The 19,932-nt window shown below is 68.8% G+C and carries 19 protein-coding genes and 1 pseudogene; 14 read left to right on the top strand and 6 right to left on the bottom strand.

Going from position 1 to position 19,932, the window contains the following annotated elements; all coding sequences use genetic code 11:
* Positions 1 to 278 precede the first annotated feature (278 nt).
* The 4 genes from LE548_RS09165 (at position 279) to LE548_RS09180 (ending at position 5,432) form a co-directional block, all read left to right on the top strand.
* Positions 279 to 1,934 carry a sensor histidine kinase gene (locus LE548_RS09165; protein WP_308030084.1) on the top strand — a complete coding sequence of 552 codons (1,656 nt, stop codon included), beginning with the start codon at positions 279 to 281 and terminating at the stop codon, positions 1,932 to 1,934.
* On the top strand, positions 1,934 to 2,623 hold the full coding sequence (locus LE548_RS09170) for a response regulator (protein WP_225096174.1): 690 nt from the start codon (positions 1,934 to 1,936) through the stop codon (positions 2,621 to 2,623). The genes LE548_RS09165 and LE548_RS09170 overlap by 1 nt, the downstream gene beginning before the upstream one ends.
* Before the next feature lie 178 nt (positions 2,624 to 2,801).
* Entirely contained in the window at positions 2,802 to 4,172 is a 1,371-nt protein-coding gene (locus tag LE548_RS09175; RefSeq protein ID WP_225096175.1) for a NarK/NasA family nitrate transporter, read from the top strand.
* Between the two features lie 108 nt (positions 4,173 to 4,280).
* The gene (locus LE548_RS09180; RefSeq protein ID WP_225096176.1) at positions 4,281 to 5,432 is read left to right on the top strand and encodes a uroporphyrinogen-III synthase; all 1,152 of its coding nucleotides are present in this window, start codon (positions 4,281 to 4,283) and stop codon (positions 5,430 to 5,432) included.
* 18 nt (positions 5,433 to 5,450) lie between these two features.
* Here the strand turns inward: LE548_RS09180 and LE548_RS09185 are convergent, their stop codons facing one another.
* The 3 genes and pseudogenes from LE548_RS09185 to LE548_RS09195 all read right to left on the bottom strand — a co-directional run bounded on the left by LE548_RS09185 (position 5,451) and on the right by LE548_RS09195 (position 6,568).
* Complete coding sequence (locus tag LE548_RS09185) at positions 5,451 to 5,702, bottom strand: hypothetical protein (protein ID WP_225096177.1); 252 nt, start codon at positions 5,700 to 5,702, stop codon at positions 5,451 to 5,453.
* Positions 5,699 to 6,052, bottom strand: a complete 354-nt coding sequence (locus LE548_RS09190; RefSeq protein WP_225096178.1) for a hypothetical protein — start codon at positions 6,050 to 6,052, stop codon at positions 5,699 to 5,701. The genes LE548_RS09185 and LE548_RS09190 overlap by 4 nt, the downstream gene beginning before the upstream one ends.
* 20 nt (positions 6,053 to 6,072) lie before the next feature.
* Positions 6,073 to 6,568, bottom strand: a pseudogene (locus LE548_RS09195) (ATP-binding protein).
* 226 nt (positions 6,569 to 6,794) lie between these two features.
* Here LE548_RS09195 and LE548_RS09200 point away from each other — a divergent pair.
* From LE548_RS09200 to LE548_RS09225, 6 genes are all read left to right on the top strand, one after another.
* Positions 6,795 to 7,646: a helix-turn-helix transcriptional regulator gene (locus LE548_RS09200; protein WP_225096179.1), complete on the top strand. Its 852-nt coding sequence runs from the start codon at positions 6,795 to 6,797 to the stop codon at positions 7,644 to 7,646.
* 7 nt (positions 7,647 to 7,653) lie between these two features.
* A complete protein-coding gene (locus LE548_RS09205) occupies positions 7,654 to 7,845 on the top strand; it encodes a DUF397 domain-containing protein (protein ID WP_225096180.1) in 192 nt (63 codons plus the stop codon).
* Positions 7,846 to 7,987: 142 nt separating this feature from the next.
* On the top strand, positions 7,988 to 8,353 hold the full coding sequence (locus LE548_RS09210; protein WP_225096181.1) for a WXG100 family type VII secretion target: 366 nt from the start codon (positions 7,988 to 7,990) through the stop codon (positions 8,351 to 8,353).
* The gene (locus LE548_RS09215; RefSeq protein WP_308030086.1) at positions 8,343 to 12,638 is read left to right on the top strand and encodes a DUF6531 domain-containing protein; all 4,296 of its coding nucleotides are present in this window, start codon (positions 8,343 to 8,345) and stop codon (positions 12,636 to 12,638) included. The genes LE548_RS09210 and LE548_RS09215 overlap by 11 nt, the downstream gene beginning before the upstream one ends.
* 9 nt (positions 12,639 to 12,647) lie before the next feature.
* On the top strand, positions 12,648 to 13,448 hold the full coding sequence (locus LE548_RS45975) for a colicin immunity domain-containing protein (RefSeq protein WP_225096182.1): 801 nt from the start codon (positions 12,648 to 12,650) through the stop codon (positions 13,446 to 13,448).
* Between the two features lie 101 nt (positions 13,449 to 13,549).
* The gene (locus tag LE548_RS09225; protein ID WP_225096183.1) at positions 13,550 to 13,912 is read left to right on the top strand and encodes a hypothetical protein; all 363 of its coding nucleotides are present in this window, start codon (positions 13,550 to 13,552) and stop codon (positions 13,910 to 13,912) included.
* Between the two features lie 75 nt (positions 13,913 to 13,987).
* Here the strand turns inward: LE548_RS09225 and LE548_RS09230 are convergent, their stop codons facing one another.
* The 3 genes from LE548_RS09230 to LE548_RS09240 all read right to left on the bottom strand — a co-directional run bounded on the left by LE548_RS09230 (position 13,988) and on the right by LE548_RS09240 (position 16,800).
* On the bottom strand, positions 13,988 to 14,509 hold the full coding sequence (locus tag LE548_RS09230) for a hypothetical protein (protein ID WP_225096184.1): 522 nt from the start codon (positions 14,507 to 14,509) through the stop codon (positions 13,988 to 13,990).
* A 96-nt stretch (positions 14,510 to 14,605) separates the two neighbouring features.
* A complete protein-coding gene (locus LE548_RS09235; RefSeq protein ID WP_225096185.1) occupies positions 14,606 to 15,331 on the bottom strand; it encodes a hypothetical protein in 726 nt (241 codons plus the stop codon).
* 71 nt (positions 15,332 to 15,402) lie between these two features.
* Complete coding sequence (locus tag LE548_RS09240; RefSeq protein ID WP_225096186.1) at positions 15,403 to 16,800, bottom strand: S1 family peptidase; 1,398 nt, start codon at positions 16,798 to 16,800, stop codon at positions 15,403 to 15,405.
* Positions 16,801 to 16,889: 89 nt separating this feature from the next.
* Here LE548_RS09240 and LE548_RS09245 point away from each other — a divergent pair, with 89 nt between their 5' ends.
* The 4 genes from LE548_RS09245 to LE548_RS09260 all read left to right on the top strand — a co-directional run bounded on the left by LE548_RS09245 (position 16,890) and on the right by LE548_RS09260 (position 19,922).
* Positions 16,890 to 17,633 carry a cyclopropane-fatty-acyl-phospholipid synthase family protein gene (locus LE548_RS09245; protein ID WP_225096187.1) on the top strand — a complete coding sequence of 248 codons (744 nt, stop codon included), beginning with the start codon at positions 16,890 to 16,892 and terminating at the stop codon, positions 17,631 to 17,633.
* A 76-nt stretch (positions 17,634 to 17,709) separates the two neighbouring features.
* Positions 17,710 to 18,273 carry an ABATE domain-containing protein gene (locus tag LE548_RS09250; RefSeq protein ID WP_225096188.1) on the top strand — a complete coding sequence of 188 codons (564 nt, stop codon included), beginning with the start codon at positions 17,710 to 17,712 and terminating at the stop codon, positions 18,271 to 18,273.
* A 228-nt stretch (positions 18,274 to 18,501) separates the two neighbouring features.
* Positions 18,502 to 19,089 (top strand): sigma-70 family RNA polymerase sigma factor, encoded by a 588-nt coding sequence (locus LE548_RS09255; protein WP_079173430.1) that lies wholly within the window; start codon positions 18,502 to 18,504, stop codon positions 19,087 to 19,089.
* A gap of 50 nt (positions 19,090 to 19,139) precedes the next feature.
* Positions 19,140 to 19,922, top strand: coding sequence for a zf-HC2 domain-containing protein (locus tag LE548_RS09260; RefSeq protein ID WP_225096189.1), 783 nt, complete (start codon positions 19,140 to 19,142; stop codon positions 19,920 to 19,922).
* Positions 19,923 to 19,932: the final 10 nt, after the last annotated feature.

Here is a 19,932-nt window from a genome sequence, read left to right on the forward strand (position 1 = left end):
GCCGTCTCCTTCCACACCTTGAGGGGCGGGTTCCACACCTCGTCGGGTCGAGTTCCGCACCTCGTCGGGAGCGGGTGAAGGCAGACGCTAGAGGCCATCCGGTGTTACGTCGCTGTTTCCGAGGTATCCCGCGAAAGCCGCGTAAACCGGGGTTCTGCTCGTTCTGCTCAGTGAAACGGGGGTGGGCAGAATTCCGGCCATCAGGCACAATCACGCCACCAGGGGTCCGGCGTCAGGGCCGGCCCGGCACCGATCGGAACAGGGGCGAAGAGGCACCTGTGACTCCCATTCGCATACGGATCGGGCGCGGCGGAAAGGGGAGACTGTCCGCGCGGATCCTCGTCAGCCAGCTCGCCATCCTGGCGCTCACGGGCCTCATCGGCTTCGTCCTGTTCGCCTTCGCACAGCGCTCGGCGCTCGACCGCACCTACGAGGAGCGGGCCGTCGCCATCGCCAAGACGACGGCCGCCGACCCGCAGATCCGGCGGGCCATGCAGGACGGCGGGGGTGGCGCCGTGGTACAGGCCGTCGCCGAGCGCATCCGGCAGTCGTCGGGGGCGTCGTACGTCGTGGTCATCGACCTGAACGGAATCCGCCACTCGCACCCCATTCCGCGGCTGATCGGCTCGCCGGTGACCGAGCCGGTCGTGGCCCGGGACGGCCGGCCGCACGTCGGCACCGACCAGGGCGCCACCGGACGGTCCGCCAACGGCAGAGTCCCGCTGTACGGGCCGACGGGCGAGCTGGTCGGCGAGGTGTCGGTGGGCATCCCGGAGAACGACGTCCTCGGCGAGCTCTGGCGCGAGCTGCCCACCTTCGCCCTGTACACCGCGATCGCCACCGCAATCGGTTCGGTGGCCGCCTTCCTGCTGGCCGGGCGGCTGAAGCGGACCACGTTCGGGCTGGAGCTGGAGGAGATCGCCGGGCTGCTGCAGGACCGTGAGGCGATGCTGCACGGCATCCGCGAGGGCGTCATCGCCTTCAACCCGGACGGCAGGATCAGCGTGGTGAACGACGAGGCACGCCGACTGCTCGGCCTGCGCACCGCGCTCGGCAGCACCCTCGACCAGGTCCTGCCCGACGGACGGCTGCGCCGGGCCCTGGACGGCACCGTGACCGGCACCGACATCAGCGTGCTGACCGACGAGCACTGCCTGGTCGTCAACCGGATGCCGGTGACCCTGCACGGGCGGGAGCTGGGTGCGGTGGTGACCGTCCGGGACCGCACCGAGCTGGTCGGGCTTCTGCGGGAGCTGGACTCCGTACGCGGTCTGACGGACGCCCTTCGAGCACAGCAGCACGAGTTCACCAACCGGATGCACACGCTCGCCGGGCTGCTGGACATCGGGGCGTACGACGACGCGTACGAGGTGGCCGTGGAGTCGGCCGGTGCCGGGCAGGCGCTCACCGAGTCCGTGCGCAAGCGGATCGGCAACCCGCTGATGGTCGGTCTGGTCGTGGCCAAGACGACGGTGGCCGCCGAGCGCGGGGTGTGGGTCGAGCTGGACACCGGCTCGGCGCTGGGCGAGGACCCGCCGCATCTGCCCCGGCTGCTGACGATCGTCGGCAATCTGCTGGACAACGCGATCGACGCGGCGGCCGACGGACCGCCCCCGGCGGGCGGACGCGCGGTGCGGCTCACGCTCACCGAGGACGAGCAGGCGACGACCGTACTGGTGGCCGACACCGGCCCCGGCGTCCCGCCCGGCGCCCGGGACTCGATCTTCGAGGACGGCTGGTCGACCCGCCCCGACCGGGGCACCGCCCGGCGCGGCCTGGGCCTGGCCCTGGTCCACCGCCTGGTGTCGCGGCACGGCGGCACGATCACCGTCAGCGAGGGGCCGGGCGCGGTCTTCACCGTACGACTGCCCCTGCCGGATCCTGTGACGACCGGGGGAAGGAAGACGCTGTCCGTGGGAGGAGGTGACCGCTGATGATCCGCACCCTGGTCGTGGACGACGACTTCCGGGTCAGCCACATTCATTGTGACTACGTGTCCCGGGTCCGGGGGTACGAGGTGGTGGGCGAGGCGGCGAGCGTGGCCGACGCTCTCCAGGCGGTGCACGATCTGCGCCCCGACCTGCTGCTGCTCGACATCTTCCTGCCCGACGGCAGCGGACTGGACGTGCTGCGCCGGCTCACCGGGGACGCGGGCGGCGCCCGCCCCGACGCCTTCGTGATCACGGCGGACCGGGACATCGCCTCGGTCCGCACCGCCATGAAGCTCGGGGCGGTCGGCTACCTGGTCAAGCCCTTCGGCGCCGCCGACCTGGCGGAACGGCTCACCGCGTACCGCGAGCTCCAGCACCGCGTCGACACCCTCGGGGAGACCACGGAGACCGAACAGGCCGATGTGGACGCCCTGTTCAGCGCGGTACGGCCGCCCGCCGTGCCCCGGGTCCCGGCCAAGGGGCACTCGGCGCCCACGCTCGCCCTGGTCCAGCAGACGCTGCGCACCGCCCACCGCGATCTGTCCGCCGCCGAGGCCGCCGAGCTGACCGGGGTCTCCCGGGCCACGGCCCAGCGCTACCTCTCCTACCTCGTCAAGGAAGGAACGGTCCGCCTGATCCTGCGCTACGGGGCGACGGGCCGGCCGGAGCACCGGTACCGCATCGCGTCCTGACGCGGTCCCGGCTCCCCTCACGGGTCCCCCTCCCCGTGAGTGAGAGCAAAGTTCCTTCCCGGTCACCCAGAGCCACAGCGCGGAAACGCGCCCTCCCTACCTTCGGCCTCAGTCAGTCGTATAGCGGACCGCCGTATGACCTAGGCAGACCGAGCAGCCGGAGCCCCGTGGAGGCGTGATGACAGCCCCAGCCGTACCCCGTCGCAGTGGCCGCTGGATCGAGCAGTGGGATCCGGAGGACGAGGGATTCTGGAAGGCGACCGGTGAGAGGATCGCCCGCCGCAACCTGTGGTTCTCGGTGCTGTCGGAGCACATCGGCTTCTCGGTCTGGACCCTGTGGTCCGTCCTGGTCCTCTTCATGGGCCCGAAGTACGGCCTGACCCCCGCCGACAAGTTCCTGCTGACCTCGATGGTCACGCTGGTCGGCGCCGTGGTCCGCGTCCCGTACACCTTCGCGGTGGCGGTGTTCGGCGGCCGTAACTGGACGATCATCTCGGCGAGCCTGCTGCTGGTGCCGACGGTGGCCGCGTACGCGGTGATGAAGCCGGGCACGTCCTTCAACACGTTCCTGCTGGTCGGCCTCCTCGCGGGCATCGGCGGCGGCAACTTCGCCTCCTCCATGACCAACATCAACGCCTTCTTCCCGCTGAAGAAGAAGGGCTGGGCGCTGGGCCTCAACGCGGGCGGCGGCAACATCGGCGTGCCGGTCATCCAGCTGGTGGCGCTGGCGATCATCGGCGCGAACGGCGGCCCGAGGCTGCTGCTGGGCATCTACATCCCGCTGATCGTCGTGGCCGCCGTACTGGCCTCGGTGTTCATGGACAACCTGTCGTCGGTGAAGAACGACACCGGCGCGGCGAAGGACGCGGCGAAGGACGCCCACACCTGGATCATGTCCTTCCTCTACATCGGCACGTTCGGCTCGTTCATCGGCTACAGCTTCGCCTTCGGCCAGGTCCTGACGAACCAGTTCGGCCGCACCCCGCTCCAGGCGGCGTACCTCACCTTCATCGGCCCGCTGCTCGGTTCGCTCATCCGCCCGGTCGGCGGCTGGCTGGCCGACCGCTACGGCGGCGCCCGCATCACGCTGTGGAACTACGTGGGCATGGCGGCGGCGACGGCGATCCTGGTCGTCGCGAGCATGCAGAAGTCCCTGCCACTGTTCGTGAGCGTCTTCGTGGTGCTGTTCGTGCTGAGCGGCCTGGGCAACGGCTCGACGTACAAGATGATCCCCGGCATCTTCCAGACGAAGGCGCTGGCCAAGGGGCTCGAAGGGGAGGAGGCGGTGTCCTACGGCCGCCGCCTGTCCGGTGCCTCGATGGGCCTGATCGGCGCGGTGGGCGCGCTGGGCGGCGTCGGCATCAACATGGCCTTCCGCCAGTCCTTCCTCTCCTACGGCTCGGGGACGGGCGCGTTCGTCGCCTTCCTCGCCTTCTACGGCGTCTGCTTCGCGCTGACGTGGGCCGTATACCTTCGCCGCCCGGCGGGGCAGGCTGTAACGGAGGCGACTGCGGAGACAAAGCCGCAGCTCAGCTACGCGGAAGTGTGACGTAACACCGGTGCAATGCAGTCGAACCGAGCCTGTCACGCGCTGTTGACAGGCTCGATCGGCAAACCGGTCAGACGGGGCGTGCCGGTCAGCAAGGAGAGCCGAGCCATGTACGACGAAGAGCAGCACCCGGAGCACGGTCCGCTCGCGGGCTTCACCGTGGGCGTCACCGCCGCGCGCCGGGCCGAGGAGCTGGGCGCCCTGCTCCAGCGGCGCGGGGCCGCCGTCCTGCACGCGCCCGCCCTGCGGATCGTGCCGCTCGCCGACGACGGGGAGCTCCTCGCCTCGACGAAGGAGATCATCGACCAGGTCCCGGACGTGGTCGTGGCCACGACGGCCATCGGCTTCCGGGGCTGGGTGGAGGCGGCGGAGGGCTGGGGCCTGGGCGACCCGCTGCTCGACCGGCTCCGCGAGGCGGAACTGCTGGCGCGGGGCCCGAAGGTCAAGGGCGCGATTCGCGCCGCGGGCCTGACGGAGGAGTGGTCCCCGTCCTCGGAGTCCATGGCGGAGGTCCTGGACCGCCTGCTGGAGGAGGGCGTGGAGGGCCGCCGTATCGCGGTGCAACTGCACGGTGAGCCGTTGCCGGGCTTCGTGGAGTCTTTGCGTGCCGGTGGCGCGGAGGTGCTCCCGGTCCCGGTGTACCGCTGGATGCCCCCGGAGGACACGGCCCCGCTGGACCGCCTGCTGGACGCGACGGTGGCACGCTCGGTGGACGCCCTGACCTTCACGAGCGCCCCGGCGGCGGCGTCCCTGCTGTCTCGGGCGGAGGACAAGGGCCTGCTGCCGGAACTGCTGTCAGCCCTCTCCCACGACGTCCTGCCGGCCTGCGTGGGCCCGGTGACGGCACTGCCCTTGCAGGCGCACGGCGTGGACACGGTCCAACCGGAACGCTTCCGCCTGGGCCCGCTGGTTCAGTTGCTCTGCCAGGAACTCCCGGGCAGGGCGAGGGCGCTGCCGATTGCGGGGCACCGGGTGGAGATCCGGGGCCACGCGGTCCTGGTCGACGGCGACCTCAAGCCGGTCCCGCCGGCGGGGATGTCCCTGCTGCGCGCTCTGGCCCGCCGCCCTGGGTGGGTGGTGCCGAGGTCGGACCTGCTGCGCGCTTTGCCGGGCGCGGGCCGGGACGAGCATGCGGTGGAAACGGCGATGGCCCGTCTCCGCACGGCTCTGGGGGCGCCGAAGCTGATCCAGACGGTGGTCAAGCGGGGGTATCGGCTGGCGTTGGATCCGGCGGCGGATGCGAAGTACGCGGACGTGTGAGGGGGGCTTGGCTGCTCCTCACAGGTACGTCGCTTGGTGGATGTACAGGCACTCGTGCCTCGGGACGATCAAGTACAGGAAGAATCCGCCGGGGACATGCGCGACGTTGCCCTTCGGGCCCGCTTCCTGGTACGAGGCGCCGTCGAGGTAGAACGCGGCCGCAGCCCGCACCGGCTCGTCGGCCTGCTTCTCGACCTCGGCGACGAAGGCAGGCGGAGCGCCACCGATGACGTACTCCTCGTCCGGGTCGTACTCCCATCGCCAGGTCATGAGGACACCGCCTGCCGGGCCTCCGTCTCGACGGCGCGGAGTTCTGCCATGGCCGCCCGGAAGCCAGGGGCGTCCTTACTGTCTGTGTTGTGCACGGCGATGAGGGCGGTCTGGTAACGGGAACGCAGGTCAGGGCGCCGTTCGATCTCCACCTGTGCCTGCCAGTAGGTCAGCCAGTACTGGAGATGGCCGATCTTTCCGTCCTGGAGAGCGGCCCCGAGAGCCTGCTCCTTGTACTGCTCCATTTCACCCAGTCGGTGCGGGGCGATGCGTGCCAGCGCGATGCGAACCGCCGCCGGGGTTCGCTCGGGGCGGGGAATCAGCTCATGGCCGTGGTCCGGTTGTGTCATCACGAGGCGGCTCCCTGTGCTCACACGCTCAGCTTCCTGCGCCCCACGGTACTGGGCGCCACGGGGATCGGCTGGCCTCCCACCTCGAACCACAGCAGCTTCCCGGCGCCCCGCTCCAACGGCCCGTCACCGACACGGAGGCCGCCCCAGCAGTCGGCGTAGTGCGGCACGAGCCGCAGCCCACGCCCGCATTCGGCGTCCGCAGGGAGGGGCGGCAGCTGGTCTTTCGGCGGCTCGCCAAAGGGCGCGGGGATACGCGGATGACTGTCCCAGACCGCCACCCGGATCCGCCCGCCGGCGAGGGCCGTGAGCCGTAGGGAGGCGGGCCCGCACGGTGTGCCGGTAGGCGTTGCTGACCAGCTCGGATGCCAACAGCTCGACGGCGTCCAGCACTTCGGGTCTCCCATGCCCGCTGAGTACTGCCCGTACGGTCATACGTGCGACACGTGCCGCGCGGGGATCATGGGGTAGGCGAAGCGCGTACACCCAGGTGTCGGGCAGGGATACGGTGCCCATGAAAACCTCCGACGAGAGAAGGGACTTCGGGCTCGCTCAACCATCTCCACCTGCGGTGGCTTTGCCTGGGGAGGTGCGCTTCCGGCTTGGGGGTGGGGGGAGTTGGGCGGTGCACAATCACCGTAGAGCAGATGGTTAGATGCATCTAACGGAATGCGATGAAAGCATCCATGCTTCACTCGTGTGAGGGAGCGCAGCGCCGCGTCGCGGCCAGGAAGGAGGGGGCGTGCCGCCCACCAACAGCCCTACGCTCCGACAGCGACGGCTGGGTGCAGAGCTGCGCAAATTGCGTGAGCGGGCTGGACTCACTGCCACGGGTGCCGCCGAAGTCCTCGGCGTCAACCAGGCGCGCGTCAGCATGATCGAAACCGGCCGCACTCCCATCAGCGCCGATCGGCTGCGCTCCATGGCACGCGCTTACGCCTGCTCCGACGAAGAACTCGTAGACGCACTCGCCTCGATGACAGGTCGACGTACTCGCGGCTGGTGGGACAGCTACCGCGACCACCTGCCCGTCGGCTTCATCGATCTTGCCGAGTTGGAATACCACGCGGTGGCAGTGCGTGTTGCCCTGGTGGTCCACATCCCTGCGCTGCTTCAGACAACCGACCACGCCCGGGCCCTCTTCAACGAGGCCGTGCCAGCGCTGCGGCAGTACGAAATCGAGCACCGGGTCAGCCACCGGATCAAGCGGCAGGAGATCCTTCACCGGGACAACCCGCCCTCGTACACGGCGGTGATCCACGAGTGCGCACTGCACATGGAATACGGCGGTGCCGCCACAGTGCGCGCTCAGCTCAAGCATCTACTCGACATGAGCGAGTTGGAGCACGTGACCGTGAAGGTCATGCCGTTCGGCTATGGCTCCTTCCCCGGCAATGGGCAGTCCGTCGACTACCTGGCGGGGCCGGTGCCGCAGCTCGATACGGTTCAGTTGGATACCCACCATGGCTGTGAGTTCCTCGATGCCGAGGCACAGTTGGAAAAGTACCGGCTCGTCATCAACCGCATGGAGGAGAACGCGCTCGAACCTGCAGAGTCTCGTGACCTGATCCACCGCATCGCAAAGACCGTCTGAGGTAACCGTGTCCGAACTCCATTGGCAGAAGTCCACCTACAGCCCCGATGGCTCGAACTGCGTCGAAATCGCCCCCACCCCCACCACCATCCACATCCGCGACTCCAAAACCCCCACCACCCCCCACCTCACCGTCACCCCCACCACCTGGGCGGACTTCCTCCGCTACGCGGTCGGCGGTGGCGAAGCCGACGCTTGAGGAGCGGCTTCGAGCAAACTCGACCTGACCGATGCGCAATCCCAACGTTGATTGCCTGCGCATATCTTTTCCATGACCTTCCCTTGGCCCGCCTCCCCTAGGGTCGGAAGCCGCGGTTGCGAACCGGGGGGAGACGGCAGCGATGGGTGACGGCAAAGTCCCGGGCAAGGTGCTGGACATCAAGACCGCCGACATCAAGGCGGCGGCACCGGCCTTCCACCAGGGGGCGATCGATCTGAGCAAGGCTCTGACCACTCTCATCAAGACCTTGGACGGCCTCGGTGAGCCCTGGGGCCATGACGATCAAGGCAACCAGTTCGGCGGCGTCTACAAGCCGCACCAGAAGAAGATCGAGAGCGCGGCGGGCATCCTGGTGCTCGGCCTGACGAGCATTCACGAGGCCATGGTCGACATGGCCGACGGGCACGTGGACCACGACCAGCTCGTCGCCGGCATGTTCACTGAAGTGAAGACCCCCAAGCAGAGCGACGGTGCCGGTGAGCGTTGAGTCCAAAGCCCGCCACATCCTTCTCGACATGGGCCTGTGGTGGCCGGAGGCCGACCCCGGCAAACTGCGGGACGCGGCGAAAGCCTGGCGCGCGTTCGCGCATTCGGTGGATGACGTCCGTTCCCCTGTGCACCGCAGCGCGTCAGCGATCATCCACAACAACACGGGTGAGTCGATCGAGGCGTTCCGCAAGTTCTGGGGCCGCTACGCCACCGACCAGCACAGCGGCTGGCTGAGCGACCTCGCGGAATCCTCGCGGGACATGGCCAACTTCTTGGACAAGTTCGCCGACGCCATCGATGACGCGATCAACAAGCTCTGGGCGCGGATCGCCATCGACGCTGCCGTGATCGCGGGCGGGATCGCGCTGGCAGTGCTCACCGCGGGGATCGCCTCGGGTGCGGCGGCCGCGGCGGCGGACGCGGTCATCGAGTTCGGCGCCACGATCGGCGTCGGGGTCTCCGCCGTGGTGGCCGACATCATCGGAGGCGCTTTCGTCGGTGTCGGGTTCGGCGGGGTCGAGTCGGTCACCATCGACGCTGCCGTGGCCCAGCCGCTGCAGATGGCGGCGGGTCTGCAGCACGGCTTCAGCCTGGACGAGGTCAACAAGGCCGCCGAGGACGGCATGATCTTCGGCGGCGCGTTCGGAGCGGGCGACGGCCTGCTGAAGGCGAGCATGGAAGGCGGCCTTGCCGACACCACCCCGCTGCTGCTGCGCCCGCCGTCGCTCCGCCCGGACCTGGTAGACCTGGGCACGGCGGCCCGCAACGCCGACGACATGCCGTGCGTGGGCGAGCCGATCGACGTGGCGACCGGCGCCATGCTGATGACGCAGACAGACCTCACGCTGCCAGGCAGTCTGCCGCTGGAGTTCACCCGCACCCACCTCTCCTCCTACCGGGGCGGCGTCTGCTTCGGCCCGACCTGGATCTCCACCCTGGACGAGTGCCTCCAGATCGACGGCGAGGGCGTCGTCTTCGCCGCTGCCGACGGCATGCGCCTGGTGTACCCGGTGCCGGAGCCGGGCGTGCCGACGATGCCGGTGAAGGGCGCACGCTGGCCCCTGGAGTGGGACGGCAAGCCGGACGGCGCGATGACGGTCACCGACCCGTCGACGGGCGTGACCCGCACCTTCGCCGCCCCCGTCCCCTCACCCACCTTCGGCGTGTTCCACCTGGCCCTGGACTCCTGGAGCGACCGCAACGGCAACCGCATCGACGTCGAACGCGACGACGAAGGCATCCCGTTCGGCATCCGTCACTCCGGCGGCTACTACGTCGCCGTCGACACCCAGGGCCCCCGCATCACCGCCCTGCGCCTGCTGGACGAGCCGCCCTCCCGCTACCGCCCGGGCACCGCGACCGACGAGGGCACGGTCGTCATGCGTTACGGCTACGACGCCTCCGGCAACCTCACCGAGGTCATCAACTCCAGCGGCGAGCCTCTGCGCTTCACCTACGACACGGAGGGACGCGTCACCCGCTGGACCGACCGCAACGGCACCTGGTTCGGATACGTCTACGACGAACGCGGCCGGGTGGTCCGCACCGAGGGCGTCGACGGCATCCTGTCCGGCACCGTGGACTACGACGACGCGAACCGCACCACGAGGTACACGGACTCCCAAGGCCGTGTCTCCGTCCACCAGTACAACGCCGAGGGCATGGTCGTGGCGGAGACCGACCCGCTCGGCCACGTCACTCGCACCGAATGGGACGAGCACGGAACCCGACCACTCGCGGTGACCGACCCGCTGGGGCACACGACCCGGTACACCTATGACGACGCCGGCAACCTCACCGAACTCACCCTGCCGGACGGCTCGGTGGCCCGGGCGACGTACAGCGCGCTGCGCCTGCCGACGCAGGTCATCGAGCCGGGCGGCGCGACCTGGCATCACACCTACGACGAGCGGGGCAACCTGCTGACGACGGTGGACCCGACCGGTGCCGAGACCAGATACACGTGCGACACGGCCGGACGCCCGACGGCGATCACCGACGCCTTGGACCATACCCGCACAGTGGCGTACGACCAGGCGGGTCTCCCTGTCGCCCTGACCGACGAACTGGGTCACACGACCAAGGTCCTCCGGGATTCCTTCGGCAGGGTCATCGCGGTGACCGACCCGTTGGGCCACACCACCCGCATGGGCTGGACGACCGAGGGCAAGCCGGAGTGGCGGGAGTACGCGGACGGCACGCGCGAGTCCTGGACATGGGACGGCGAGGGGAACCTGCGCAGCCACACGGATCCGGCAGGCAACACCACCCACCAGACCGCCGCACACTTCGACGTTCCTGGGACGCGGACAGACCCGGACGGCGCGCAGTACGCATTCACCCATGACACCGAGCTGCGGCTGACCGGCGTCACCAACCCCCAGGGGCAGACCTGGACGTACCGCTACGACGAGAGCGGGCTCCTCGTCGAAGAGAGGGACTTCAACGGGCGGACACTGACGTACGCACACGACGCGGCGGGCCGTCTGGTCTCCCGCACCAACAACGCGGGCGAGACCCTGCGCTTCGTGCGGGACGCGCTGGGGCGTGTAGTGGAGCAACATGCCCCCATGGGCAGGGCCACGACGTACACGTACGGCCCGGACGGCATGCTGTCCCGCGCAGTGAACGCCGACGCCGAGATCGCGCTGAAGCGGGACGCTCTCGGACGGGTCCTGTCGGAAACAGTCGATGACCGCACGACGACGTTCGCATACGACCCCATCGGACGCTGCACCCGCCGTGTCACACCCTCGGGACTCACATCCGACTGGACGTACGGACCGACCGGTCTTCCCGCCGGCCTGCATTCCCAAGCGGGCTCGCTCGACTTCTCGTATGACGCTGCGGGCCGCGAGACGGAGCGTCGTATCTGCGAAGCCGTGACACTTGCCCAGGGCTGGAACGCCACTGGACGGCTGACCTCCCAGTCCTTGACATCGGTTGCGTCGACTGCTGGAGCGGACAGCCTCCTGCAGCATCGCTCCTACGCATACCGAGCAGACGGCTATGTGACGGAAATACGGGAACTGACGTCAGGTACCCGGCACTTCGACCTTGACGGAATGGGCCGGGTCACGGGGATACGCGCCCTTGGGTGGTCGGAAACCTACGCATACGACACACTGGGTAACCTCGTTCAGGCGGAAGCCCCTGGCCACAATGCCTCCGGCGATCGCGAGTTCGAGGGCACGCTCGTCCGGCGTGCGGGACGCACAGCATACGAGTACGACGTTCAGGGCCGTCTGATCCGCAGAACCCGCAAGCTCCTGAACGGTCAGACACGCAGCTGGACGTACACCTGGAACGCCGAGGACCGCCTGACCGAGGCTGTTGCTCCGGACGGTGAGCGGTGGCGGTATGTGTACGATCCGCTGGGCCGCCGCGTCTCGAAGTACCGCGTGACGGAAGGCGGATCAGCGGCCGACCGCGTGGACTTCTCCTGGGACGACACCCGTCTGGCCGAACAGCTCGGCCCGAACTCTCAGGTCATAACCTGGGACTACGAGCCGGGCACGCATCGTCCGGTGGCTCAGACCGAGCACAGAGCCTCCTCTGTCAGCGTCGACGCGTCCTTCCTCGCCCGGCTGGCCGAGGAGTCGGACCCCGATCGCGCGACACGCTTTTATGCCGTGGTGACGGACTCCGTGGGCTCCCCCACGGAACTGGTCTCCGCGTCCGGCGTTCTGGCCTGGCAGCAACGCACCACTTTGTGGGGAACCAGGATGCCGTCCCCGGCGGACGACAGCACCACGCCAACGTGTCCGCTGCGGTATCCGGGCCACTACGCCGATCGCGAGAGCGGTCTGCACTACAACTACTTCCGGTACTACGATCCGGAAACAGGCACGTACCTGACCTCGGACCCGCTGGGTCTCGAACCAGCGCCCAATCCCTACAGCTACGTCGACAACCCTCTCGGATGGACCGACGCTCTGGGGCTCGCGCCCTGTGCCAAGGCTCAATGGGAGCAGCGGGCCGACTTCAGCAGTCAGAAGGTGATGAGTAAGAAGTTCGACAGCCACGCGCAGGACTTCGGCGTCACTGGAAGTCGGAACAAACAGACTCTGTCTCAGTTCCAGCAGGCCATGCGAGACCACATGCTCGCCCCGGACACCAAGATCTACCGGTACGACTACCGAGGACAGGGACAGGCCGTGGGCTTCATCGACCCGACCACACGGAAGATGGTCATGCTGCACAGCGACGGTAAGTTCTGGTCAGCCTGGAAACTGAGCGACAAACAGTTCCAGAGCATTGTCCAAAAGGGCTTCCTTACGTAAGGACCTGCAGTGCCGCAGATCAAGAACCGTGACGTGATCGAGACCGTCCTATCCGATACAGGGAATTTCCGTGAGGACTGGCTCGCACGTGTGCAGGCCGTCTCGGTTGCTCCGCTGACCGCGCACCTCCCACTGGGGCGAGAGACTGTTGAGCGAGTGGCGGCGGGAGCGCGGGAGACTGGTGCCGCAGCCGTCTTCGGGGTGCCCCTCGACGAGAAGTTCGCCGAGCAGCCAGCGGTCACCGCTCCTGCCGAACCGGACGCGCTCCTCGTTGTCAGCGCACAGTGGCCGGACACGCCAGGCTTGTTGCTGGTCGCGGACAACTTCCTGGGGGCTGTGCTGTGCCGAGGCAGCTACGCCCTGGCGGCAGGAAGCCTGGAGTTCATGAGAGGCGCTGTGGCCGAGGGCACTGACAGAGCCCGGGCGGAATTCCAGCGCTACGCTCGCAGAAGCCCCACGGGCGCAGCGGAACTCTCTGTCGTCTCCGGCCACTACCCTCCACAGACCAGGGCCTTCAAATCGGCTGAGGAAGCCTCCGCTACCAGCCATACCGGACAACAGATCGATCTGATGCGCTCTCTCGCGTCCCGTTCGATCGACGGCCCCTCCTTCGCCAGACGGTGGCTCGACGAGCGGCGCCGGGCCATGGACGCGGGCGAGCGTCTGGGTGAGGCCATGGAGAACGCGCTGGACGAGGTCTTCTACACGTTGGAGGACTACAGCATCGATCCTGACCTCAGAGATCCGGACGACCTGACCGACGAAGAACTGCGAGACCGAGTGGCAGCCGTACTGGACCGGTTGACGTGAGCGACTCCAGGTGGACACCGTCAGCGACTGTGGGGCCATGCCTCCGCTGATCCCTCGGAGAGGATGAGATCACCCTCTCCTCACGCCCGTGCCTGATCGACGTGGACGCCCTATGGAATCCGGGACCGACCGAGGCGGGGAACAACGAAAGGAACACCAAGAAATTGCAGCACCTCGCCGCTGGGGCACACGGACCGTCCCCGCTGATCGACATCGTCTTCGCCGTGGGCGGCATGGTTTTCCTGTGGTGCGGATTGAGTTGGGCGTTCGATGTGCGGGGGATCACCACGCGCAGAGCCGAACGGATTCGGCGCAGGATCGAGGAGACGTGGGCGATGGGCCGTCTCGGCGGCGCTCCGAACCTTTTCGCGTCTGCCGGGTATCTGCGCTTCCTGGGTGCTGTCATGGCAGGCGCGGGACTTCTCCTGCTCGTCGCGGTGTATGCGCTGTGGCACCTGGGCTGAAGGCAGGCGGTACGCGACCGCTCTAGCGGTGAAGTCGGAACGCGAAGGTCAGCGCTCTTCGGCCTGCCTCACCGCTCAGGAGTAGGTCCAGCGCCATCTGCTCCCACTGAGGGCACATGTGATGCTCGTGCCGGAGGCGTCCGTCGTCGTCGCTCCGTGGTCGCTGTTGCGGCAGAACTCGCCGGCGGAGTAGCAGTTCCCCGCGTTGGAGACGATGGAGCAGGTGCCCGCTGCGCTCTGGCTGCCAGTACCGCCTGAGCTGCCGTCACCGGAACCGGAACCGGAGCTGTTGTCGGTCGACGCCTGGGCGGTGACCGTCACCGTCGCTTTGACCGTCTTCGTCACGGTCGGTCCAGGTGCGGGCTTCGCGGTGGCTGTCGCCGTGGCGGTGGTGGTGGCGGTGACGGTCGCGGTCGGCCGGGGTTGGCTGGCCGCCGTCTTCACGCTGTTGCCGTCGCTGTGCTGACCGCCGCCGCCCGCGCCGATTCCCAGGAAGAAGGCGAAGCCGATCACGGGCAGTACGTAGCGCTTCCGGGCCCACTTGGGAGCCGGGCGGACCGGTGGGGTGGGTGGCGGCGGTATGTATGGGCTGGTCATTCGTCCCCCCCCTGGGATGTTTCTGGAGCGACGACGGTAGCCCGGCGGGGCTAGATCTGTGAGGAATGTGTAGAAGAGGTGATGGATTCGTGATGATCACGGGCTGACGTGATCGGTGACTTCTCGGAACTCGTCCTCGGTCAGCTGCCGGTCCGCTGCCTGGACACTGATGGTGTATCCGGCGGCGTACCAGGTCAGAGACCACCCACCCGGCGGGGTTCCCGGTCTGCCGGTGATCCGCCCGGTGGTCTGGGAGATGCTCAGGGAGCCCCTGCCCCCTCCCTGGCCGGGGTTCCGGAGGTAGGTGACCGTCCAGGAGGGTGTTCGAGCGCGCCGGTACGGGGGCGTCGTGACGTCGCCCGGCCCGAGAGGTCTGTCGGACGGTGTGTAGCCCTTGGGGAGGTAGCGGGGGCGGGCGAGGCGGGTGGCCTCGAAGGGGCTGATGGTCTCGTGGGAGACGGCGTCGGAGAGCGTCCTCGCGCCGAGGGGGTGGTCCAGGATCGTGGTGAGCAGCTGCTGGCCGTCTTCTCCTCCGCTGCCGACGCATGCGGTGTTCTCGGGCAGCCCGGCGTGCCGCTTGCGCTCCAGTTCCAGCGAGACCGTCCGGGCGGATTCGTGGACCACCAGGCGAGGCTTGTCCTCGCAGCCGGTCCAGATCACCGGGGTGGTCAGAGTGCGTCCGTCGGCGCTGATCAGCACATCGCCGGGTACGGACGTGTCGTAGACGTGCGAGCGATCCCAGAGTGTCCAGCCGGCCACTGCCGCGATCAGGCAGACCAGTGCCGCGGCCGCGCACAGGCGCCGTCGGCGTTTCTCGGTCACGGTCACGTTCCTCCGTACGTGTGGTGGGCCGCCGGTCCGGACCGGCGCCCCACCGGTCGCTCAGCCGGCGGTCACTGGGTCACCAGGGTCCAGTGCATGTCCTGCAGGGTCTGGAAGATCGGTACGAAGTACACACCCTGGACGCACCACGGCGTGCGCACGCCGCTGTCGAGGACGTACTCGGACGACGGGCAGGTGACCGTGCGGTCGAGGGCTGTGATCATGCCGCGTGCCTCGTCGGAGGTGAAGTTGTTCACGCCGGCGAAGACCGGTCCGCCGCTGTCGCCGTTCGCCGCCGCGATGTGGTCCTTCGTACGTGACGTGGCATAGGCGAGGTCCGTGTCCGGCCGGTAGACGCCGTTCGCTCCGGTGACCCCGATGTCCGTCGCGGAGATCTGCACGCCGCAGTGCACACCCGAGTTGGCGCCGTCGGTGCAGACGTAGTCGCCCACGTTGTTGTGGCCCCAGCCGGAGACGGGCTTGGAGTACCCGTCGGTCTCGTTCGCCGGACCGTCGTACAGACGCCCGGCGGACTGTCCGGACGGCAGGCTGATGCCCAGGGCGTCATCCGACGCGAGTCGCTGGGCGTTGTCGGTGGTGCCGATGAGCCTTCCGCCCCAGTAGGTGTGCCACACACCGCCGCTGCCGTCGCAGTGGTAGGCCGCGCTGAGCTCGTACCGTCCGTCGGAGGTCTTGACGCTGAACGCACTGGAGCAGACGCCCCCGCCGGGGTTGCGCAGGGCCGCCCCGCCGTGCCACGGGGTGTCGTCCTCCTGTCGGGAGGAGAGGTCCACGCTCAGCGGCTGGTAGACCACGGTGGTGCGGACTCCGGTCAGGCGGTCGGTGGCGGTCTTGACCTCACGCGACCTGTCCTGGCGAGCGGCCGACGCCAGCGGGTCCATCCGGTCGCTCTTGCCCACGCCCCGGTCTTCGTCGTAGCCGATCCGCAGTCCGCTGCCGTCGACCGCGGGGCCGATGCTGGTGATGCGGAGGGGGGCCGACGTGCCGGCGATGTGCAGATCCGCGGGCTTTCTGCCGCGAAGAAGCCTGTTCCGGGCCGCGTGCAGATCGGCCTTGGAGTAGCGGGCCGGAATCACCGAGGCGTGCACGCCCTCGGGCAGGTGGGCGAGGATGCGCCGTACCCGCTGCGGCGGGTTGCCCTTCCAGTGCAGACGCAGGCTGTTGTGGAGGGGATCGACTTCGATGTCGGTGAAGCCGGGAATCCTGGCGCGGTCCGATTCGGAGAGTCCCTCGGTGATCCGGCCGGCGATCTTGTCGAGGGTTTCCTGCCTCTGGTCGAGAGTTCCCTGCTTCTGGTCGAGAGTTTCCTGCTTCTTCTCGATCGCGACGAGGCGTGGACGCGTCGACGCACCCGCGGAAGGGGACGCGATGAAAGGGAGGGACAGGGTCAGTGCCGCGACGGGGAAGGCTATGACCGCCCGTCTGCGGCCTCTGCCGGATTTCTTCACAGGGCCTCATTTCCTCAGTTGTCTCCCCCGAAGCGGGGGTCCGTCGTAAATGACGTGCGCGCGGGCACTGCCGTTGGCACGCTGCCCCGGTGAATCGTGAACAGATCTCCCGCATCGCTCATGCCGAACACCCCATCAAGTCCCCGCTCGACGACGACTCCGTGCGCCGGCTGCTGGAGCGAGGCCTGCCGAAGGGGGACGAGCGGGTGCTCGACCTCGGCTGCGGCCAAGGGGAATGGCTCCTGCGTGCCCTGGCCGCGCGACCGGATGCGCACGCCGAGGGGGTGGACCTCTCCGAGGACGCCCTGGACCAGGCGGCCGCCGCGGCGCGCGAACTCGGCGTCCAGGACCGTCTCGTCCTGCACCACCAGAAGGCCGAGGAGTTCGCGTCCGCGGAGCCGTTCGACGTGGTCCTCAGCTTCGGGGCCGCGCATGCCTTCGGCGGACTGCTGCCCACCCTCGCCGCGGCCCGCAAGCACCTCGCTCCCGGTGGCCGTGTCCTCGTCGGGGACGGGTTCTGGGAGCGTCCGCCGTCGCAGGAGGCCGTCGAGATGCTCGGGGACTTCACCGACCTGGCGGACACCGTGGACCGGGTCGTCACCGACGGATGGATCCCGGTCGACGGGCACGTCAGTACGCGCCGGGAGCTGGACGACTACGAATGGGCCTGCTGGGGGTCGCTCGCCGCGTGGGCCCTGGACCATCCCGACGATCCGGACAGCGCGGAGGTGCTGGAGACGGCCCACACCCGCCGGACCGAATGGCTGCGCGGCTACCGGGACACCTGGGGCTTCGTCTCCCTGGTCCTGCGCCGGACACCTGGTGCCGACTGAGGGCTTCCGGCCCGGCGTCCGGGCGGGCACTGTGAGGAGGAGAGCCCACGGTTCCTGCCTAGGCGGTGACAGGCACATGGCATTCGACGCCGGACGGATCTGTCTCGATCTCCTCGCTACCTCGCATCCGGGCGAACGGCTGGACGGCGTCGGGGCGTTGGGTGCGTGGATCGGGGGCGTGGGCCTTGTGCCGAGCGGTACGTCGCTCGCTCACGCCGAGGGCCCCTGGGTGGTCCGGTTCCAGGAACTCCGGGGGCTCGTACGGCAGTTGGTGCTGCCCAGCGGTACAACCCCGGACACCGGCTCGTACGACCGGGCACTCGCCCGCGTCAACGACCTCGCCCGTTCCGCAACCCCGGCTCCCCGTGCCGTACGCGGTGCCGACGGCCGGCTCGCCAGGGAGCTGGCCGACCCGCCCTCCTGCTCCGCGCTGCTCGCCCTCGTCGCCCGGGACGCCGTCGAGCTGCTCACCGATCCCGTCGCGCGGGCTGCCGTACGGGAGTGTGAAGGGGACAACTGTCCGCTGGTGTACCTGGATACGTCCCGGGGGCGGCGCAGGCGCTGGTGCTCCAGTGAGGTCTGTGGGAATCGGGAGCGGGTGGCCCGGCACCGGCGGCGGGCCGCCCTGGCGCGGGCGTGATTTGTGTAACACCGGGTTTCCCGGACGCCCTGCGCGGGCAGCTCGGGCGTCCCGGAGTCGCCCCCTCCGATGTGTCGGAAATGTAAAGATCGCGCGGGGGGAATGTGTGCTCATGTCCCGCTCGGCTCGTCGCCCTCAAGAAAAACGCCAACTCCGTTTGAACACGTCGGCCCCCACTTCCGTACGGGTGGGCGAGCGACCGACTGGGGGAACCCCCGGACACCGGAGGTGGGCGTGCGCAAGGATGCGGCCGTGGCCAATGAACGTGGATCGAGGGCCCGACATCGCATGTCCTCATCACAGCCCTCGGAACCAGATGAGGAGCTGATGCGTGCGCTGTATCGAGAGCACGCCGGACCTCTGCTCGCGTATGTCCTGCGGCTGGTCGCCGGTGACCGGCAGCGCGCCGAGGACGTCGTACAGGAAACGCTCATCCGTGCCTGGAAGAACGCCGGTCAGCTCAATCGGGCGACCGGTTCGGTACGCCCCTGGCTGGTGACGGTCGCGCGCCGCATCGTCATCGACGGCCACCGCAGCCGGCAGGCCCGGCCGCAGGAGGTCGATCCGTCGCCGCTGGAGGTCATCCCCGCGGAGGACGAGATCGACAAGGCGCTGTGGCTGATGACGCTGTCGGACGCGCTCGACGACCTGACCCCGGCCCACCGGGAGGTCCTCGTCGAGACGTACTTCAAGGGGCGTACGGTCAATGAGGCGGCCGAGACGCTGGGCATTCCCAGCGGCACGGTGCGCTCTCGGGTGTTCTACGCCCTGCGATCGATGAAGCTGGCACTGGAGGAGCGGGGGGTGACGGCGTGATGAGCAACGGTTACGGGGGAATGCAGGGATATGGCCCTGGTGGTCCGGGTATGTCTGGGCCCATGAGTCCCGGTTCAGGTTCTTCGGTGCCCAGCGAACACGAGACCGTCGGCGCCTATGCCCTCGGGATTCTCGACGACGCCGAGGCAACCGCTTTCGAGGCGCATCTCGCCGGCTGCGAGTGGTGCGCCCAGCAGCTGGACGAGCTGGCCGGGATGGAGCCGATGCTCGCCGCGCTCGCGGATCTGCCGGGCTCCGGCAGTACGCCCGCGATCGGCGACTCGCTGTCCGCCAGGCCCAGCCCGCGGATCGTGGAGAAGCTGGTCGACGAGGTGGCGGAGAAGCGCGCCCAGAAGCGGCGCCGCTCCTTCTACATGATCGCCGCGGCCGCCGCGCTGATCATCGCCGGGCCGCTGGCCGCCATCGCCGCCAACAGCGGCAACAGCTCCGGCGGCGGGCAGGTCACCGCCTCGTCCGCCCAGACGACGTTCTCCGCCATGCCCGACAAGAAGTCGGCCACCGACCCGGCGTCCCAGGCCAGCGCGACCGTCGCCATGGAGCCGAAGGAATGGGGCACCCAGGCCGTCCTGGAGCTGAAGAACGTCAAGGGGCCGCTCAAGTGCTCCCTGGTGGCCGTCGCCAAGAACGGGCAGCGCGTGACCATGTCGTCGTGGTCCGTCCCGGACTGGGGCTACGGCGTCCCGGACGCGCAGACCGAGGAGTCCAAGAAACCGCTCTACATCGGCGGCGCCACGGCCTTCAAGCCGAACGAGATCGACCACTTCGAGGTCGTCACCTTCGAGGGCAAGAAGCTGGTGCAAGTGAACGCGTAGCGCCTGCGGC

Origin of the sequence: Streptomyces sp. CoH27 (assembly GCF_020181035.1) — a bacterium.
Lineage (GTDB): Bacteria > Actinomycetota > Actinomycetes > Streptomycetales > Streptomycetaceae > Streptomyces > Streptomyces camelliae.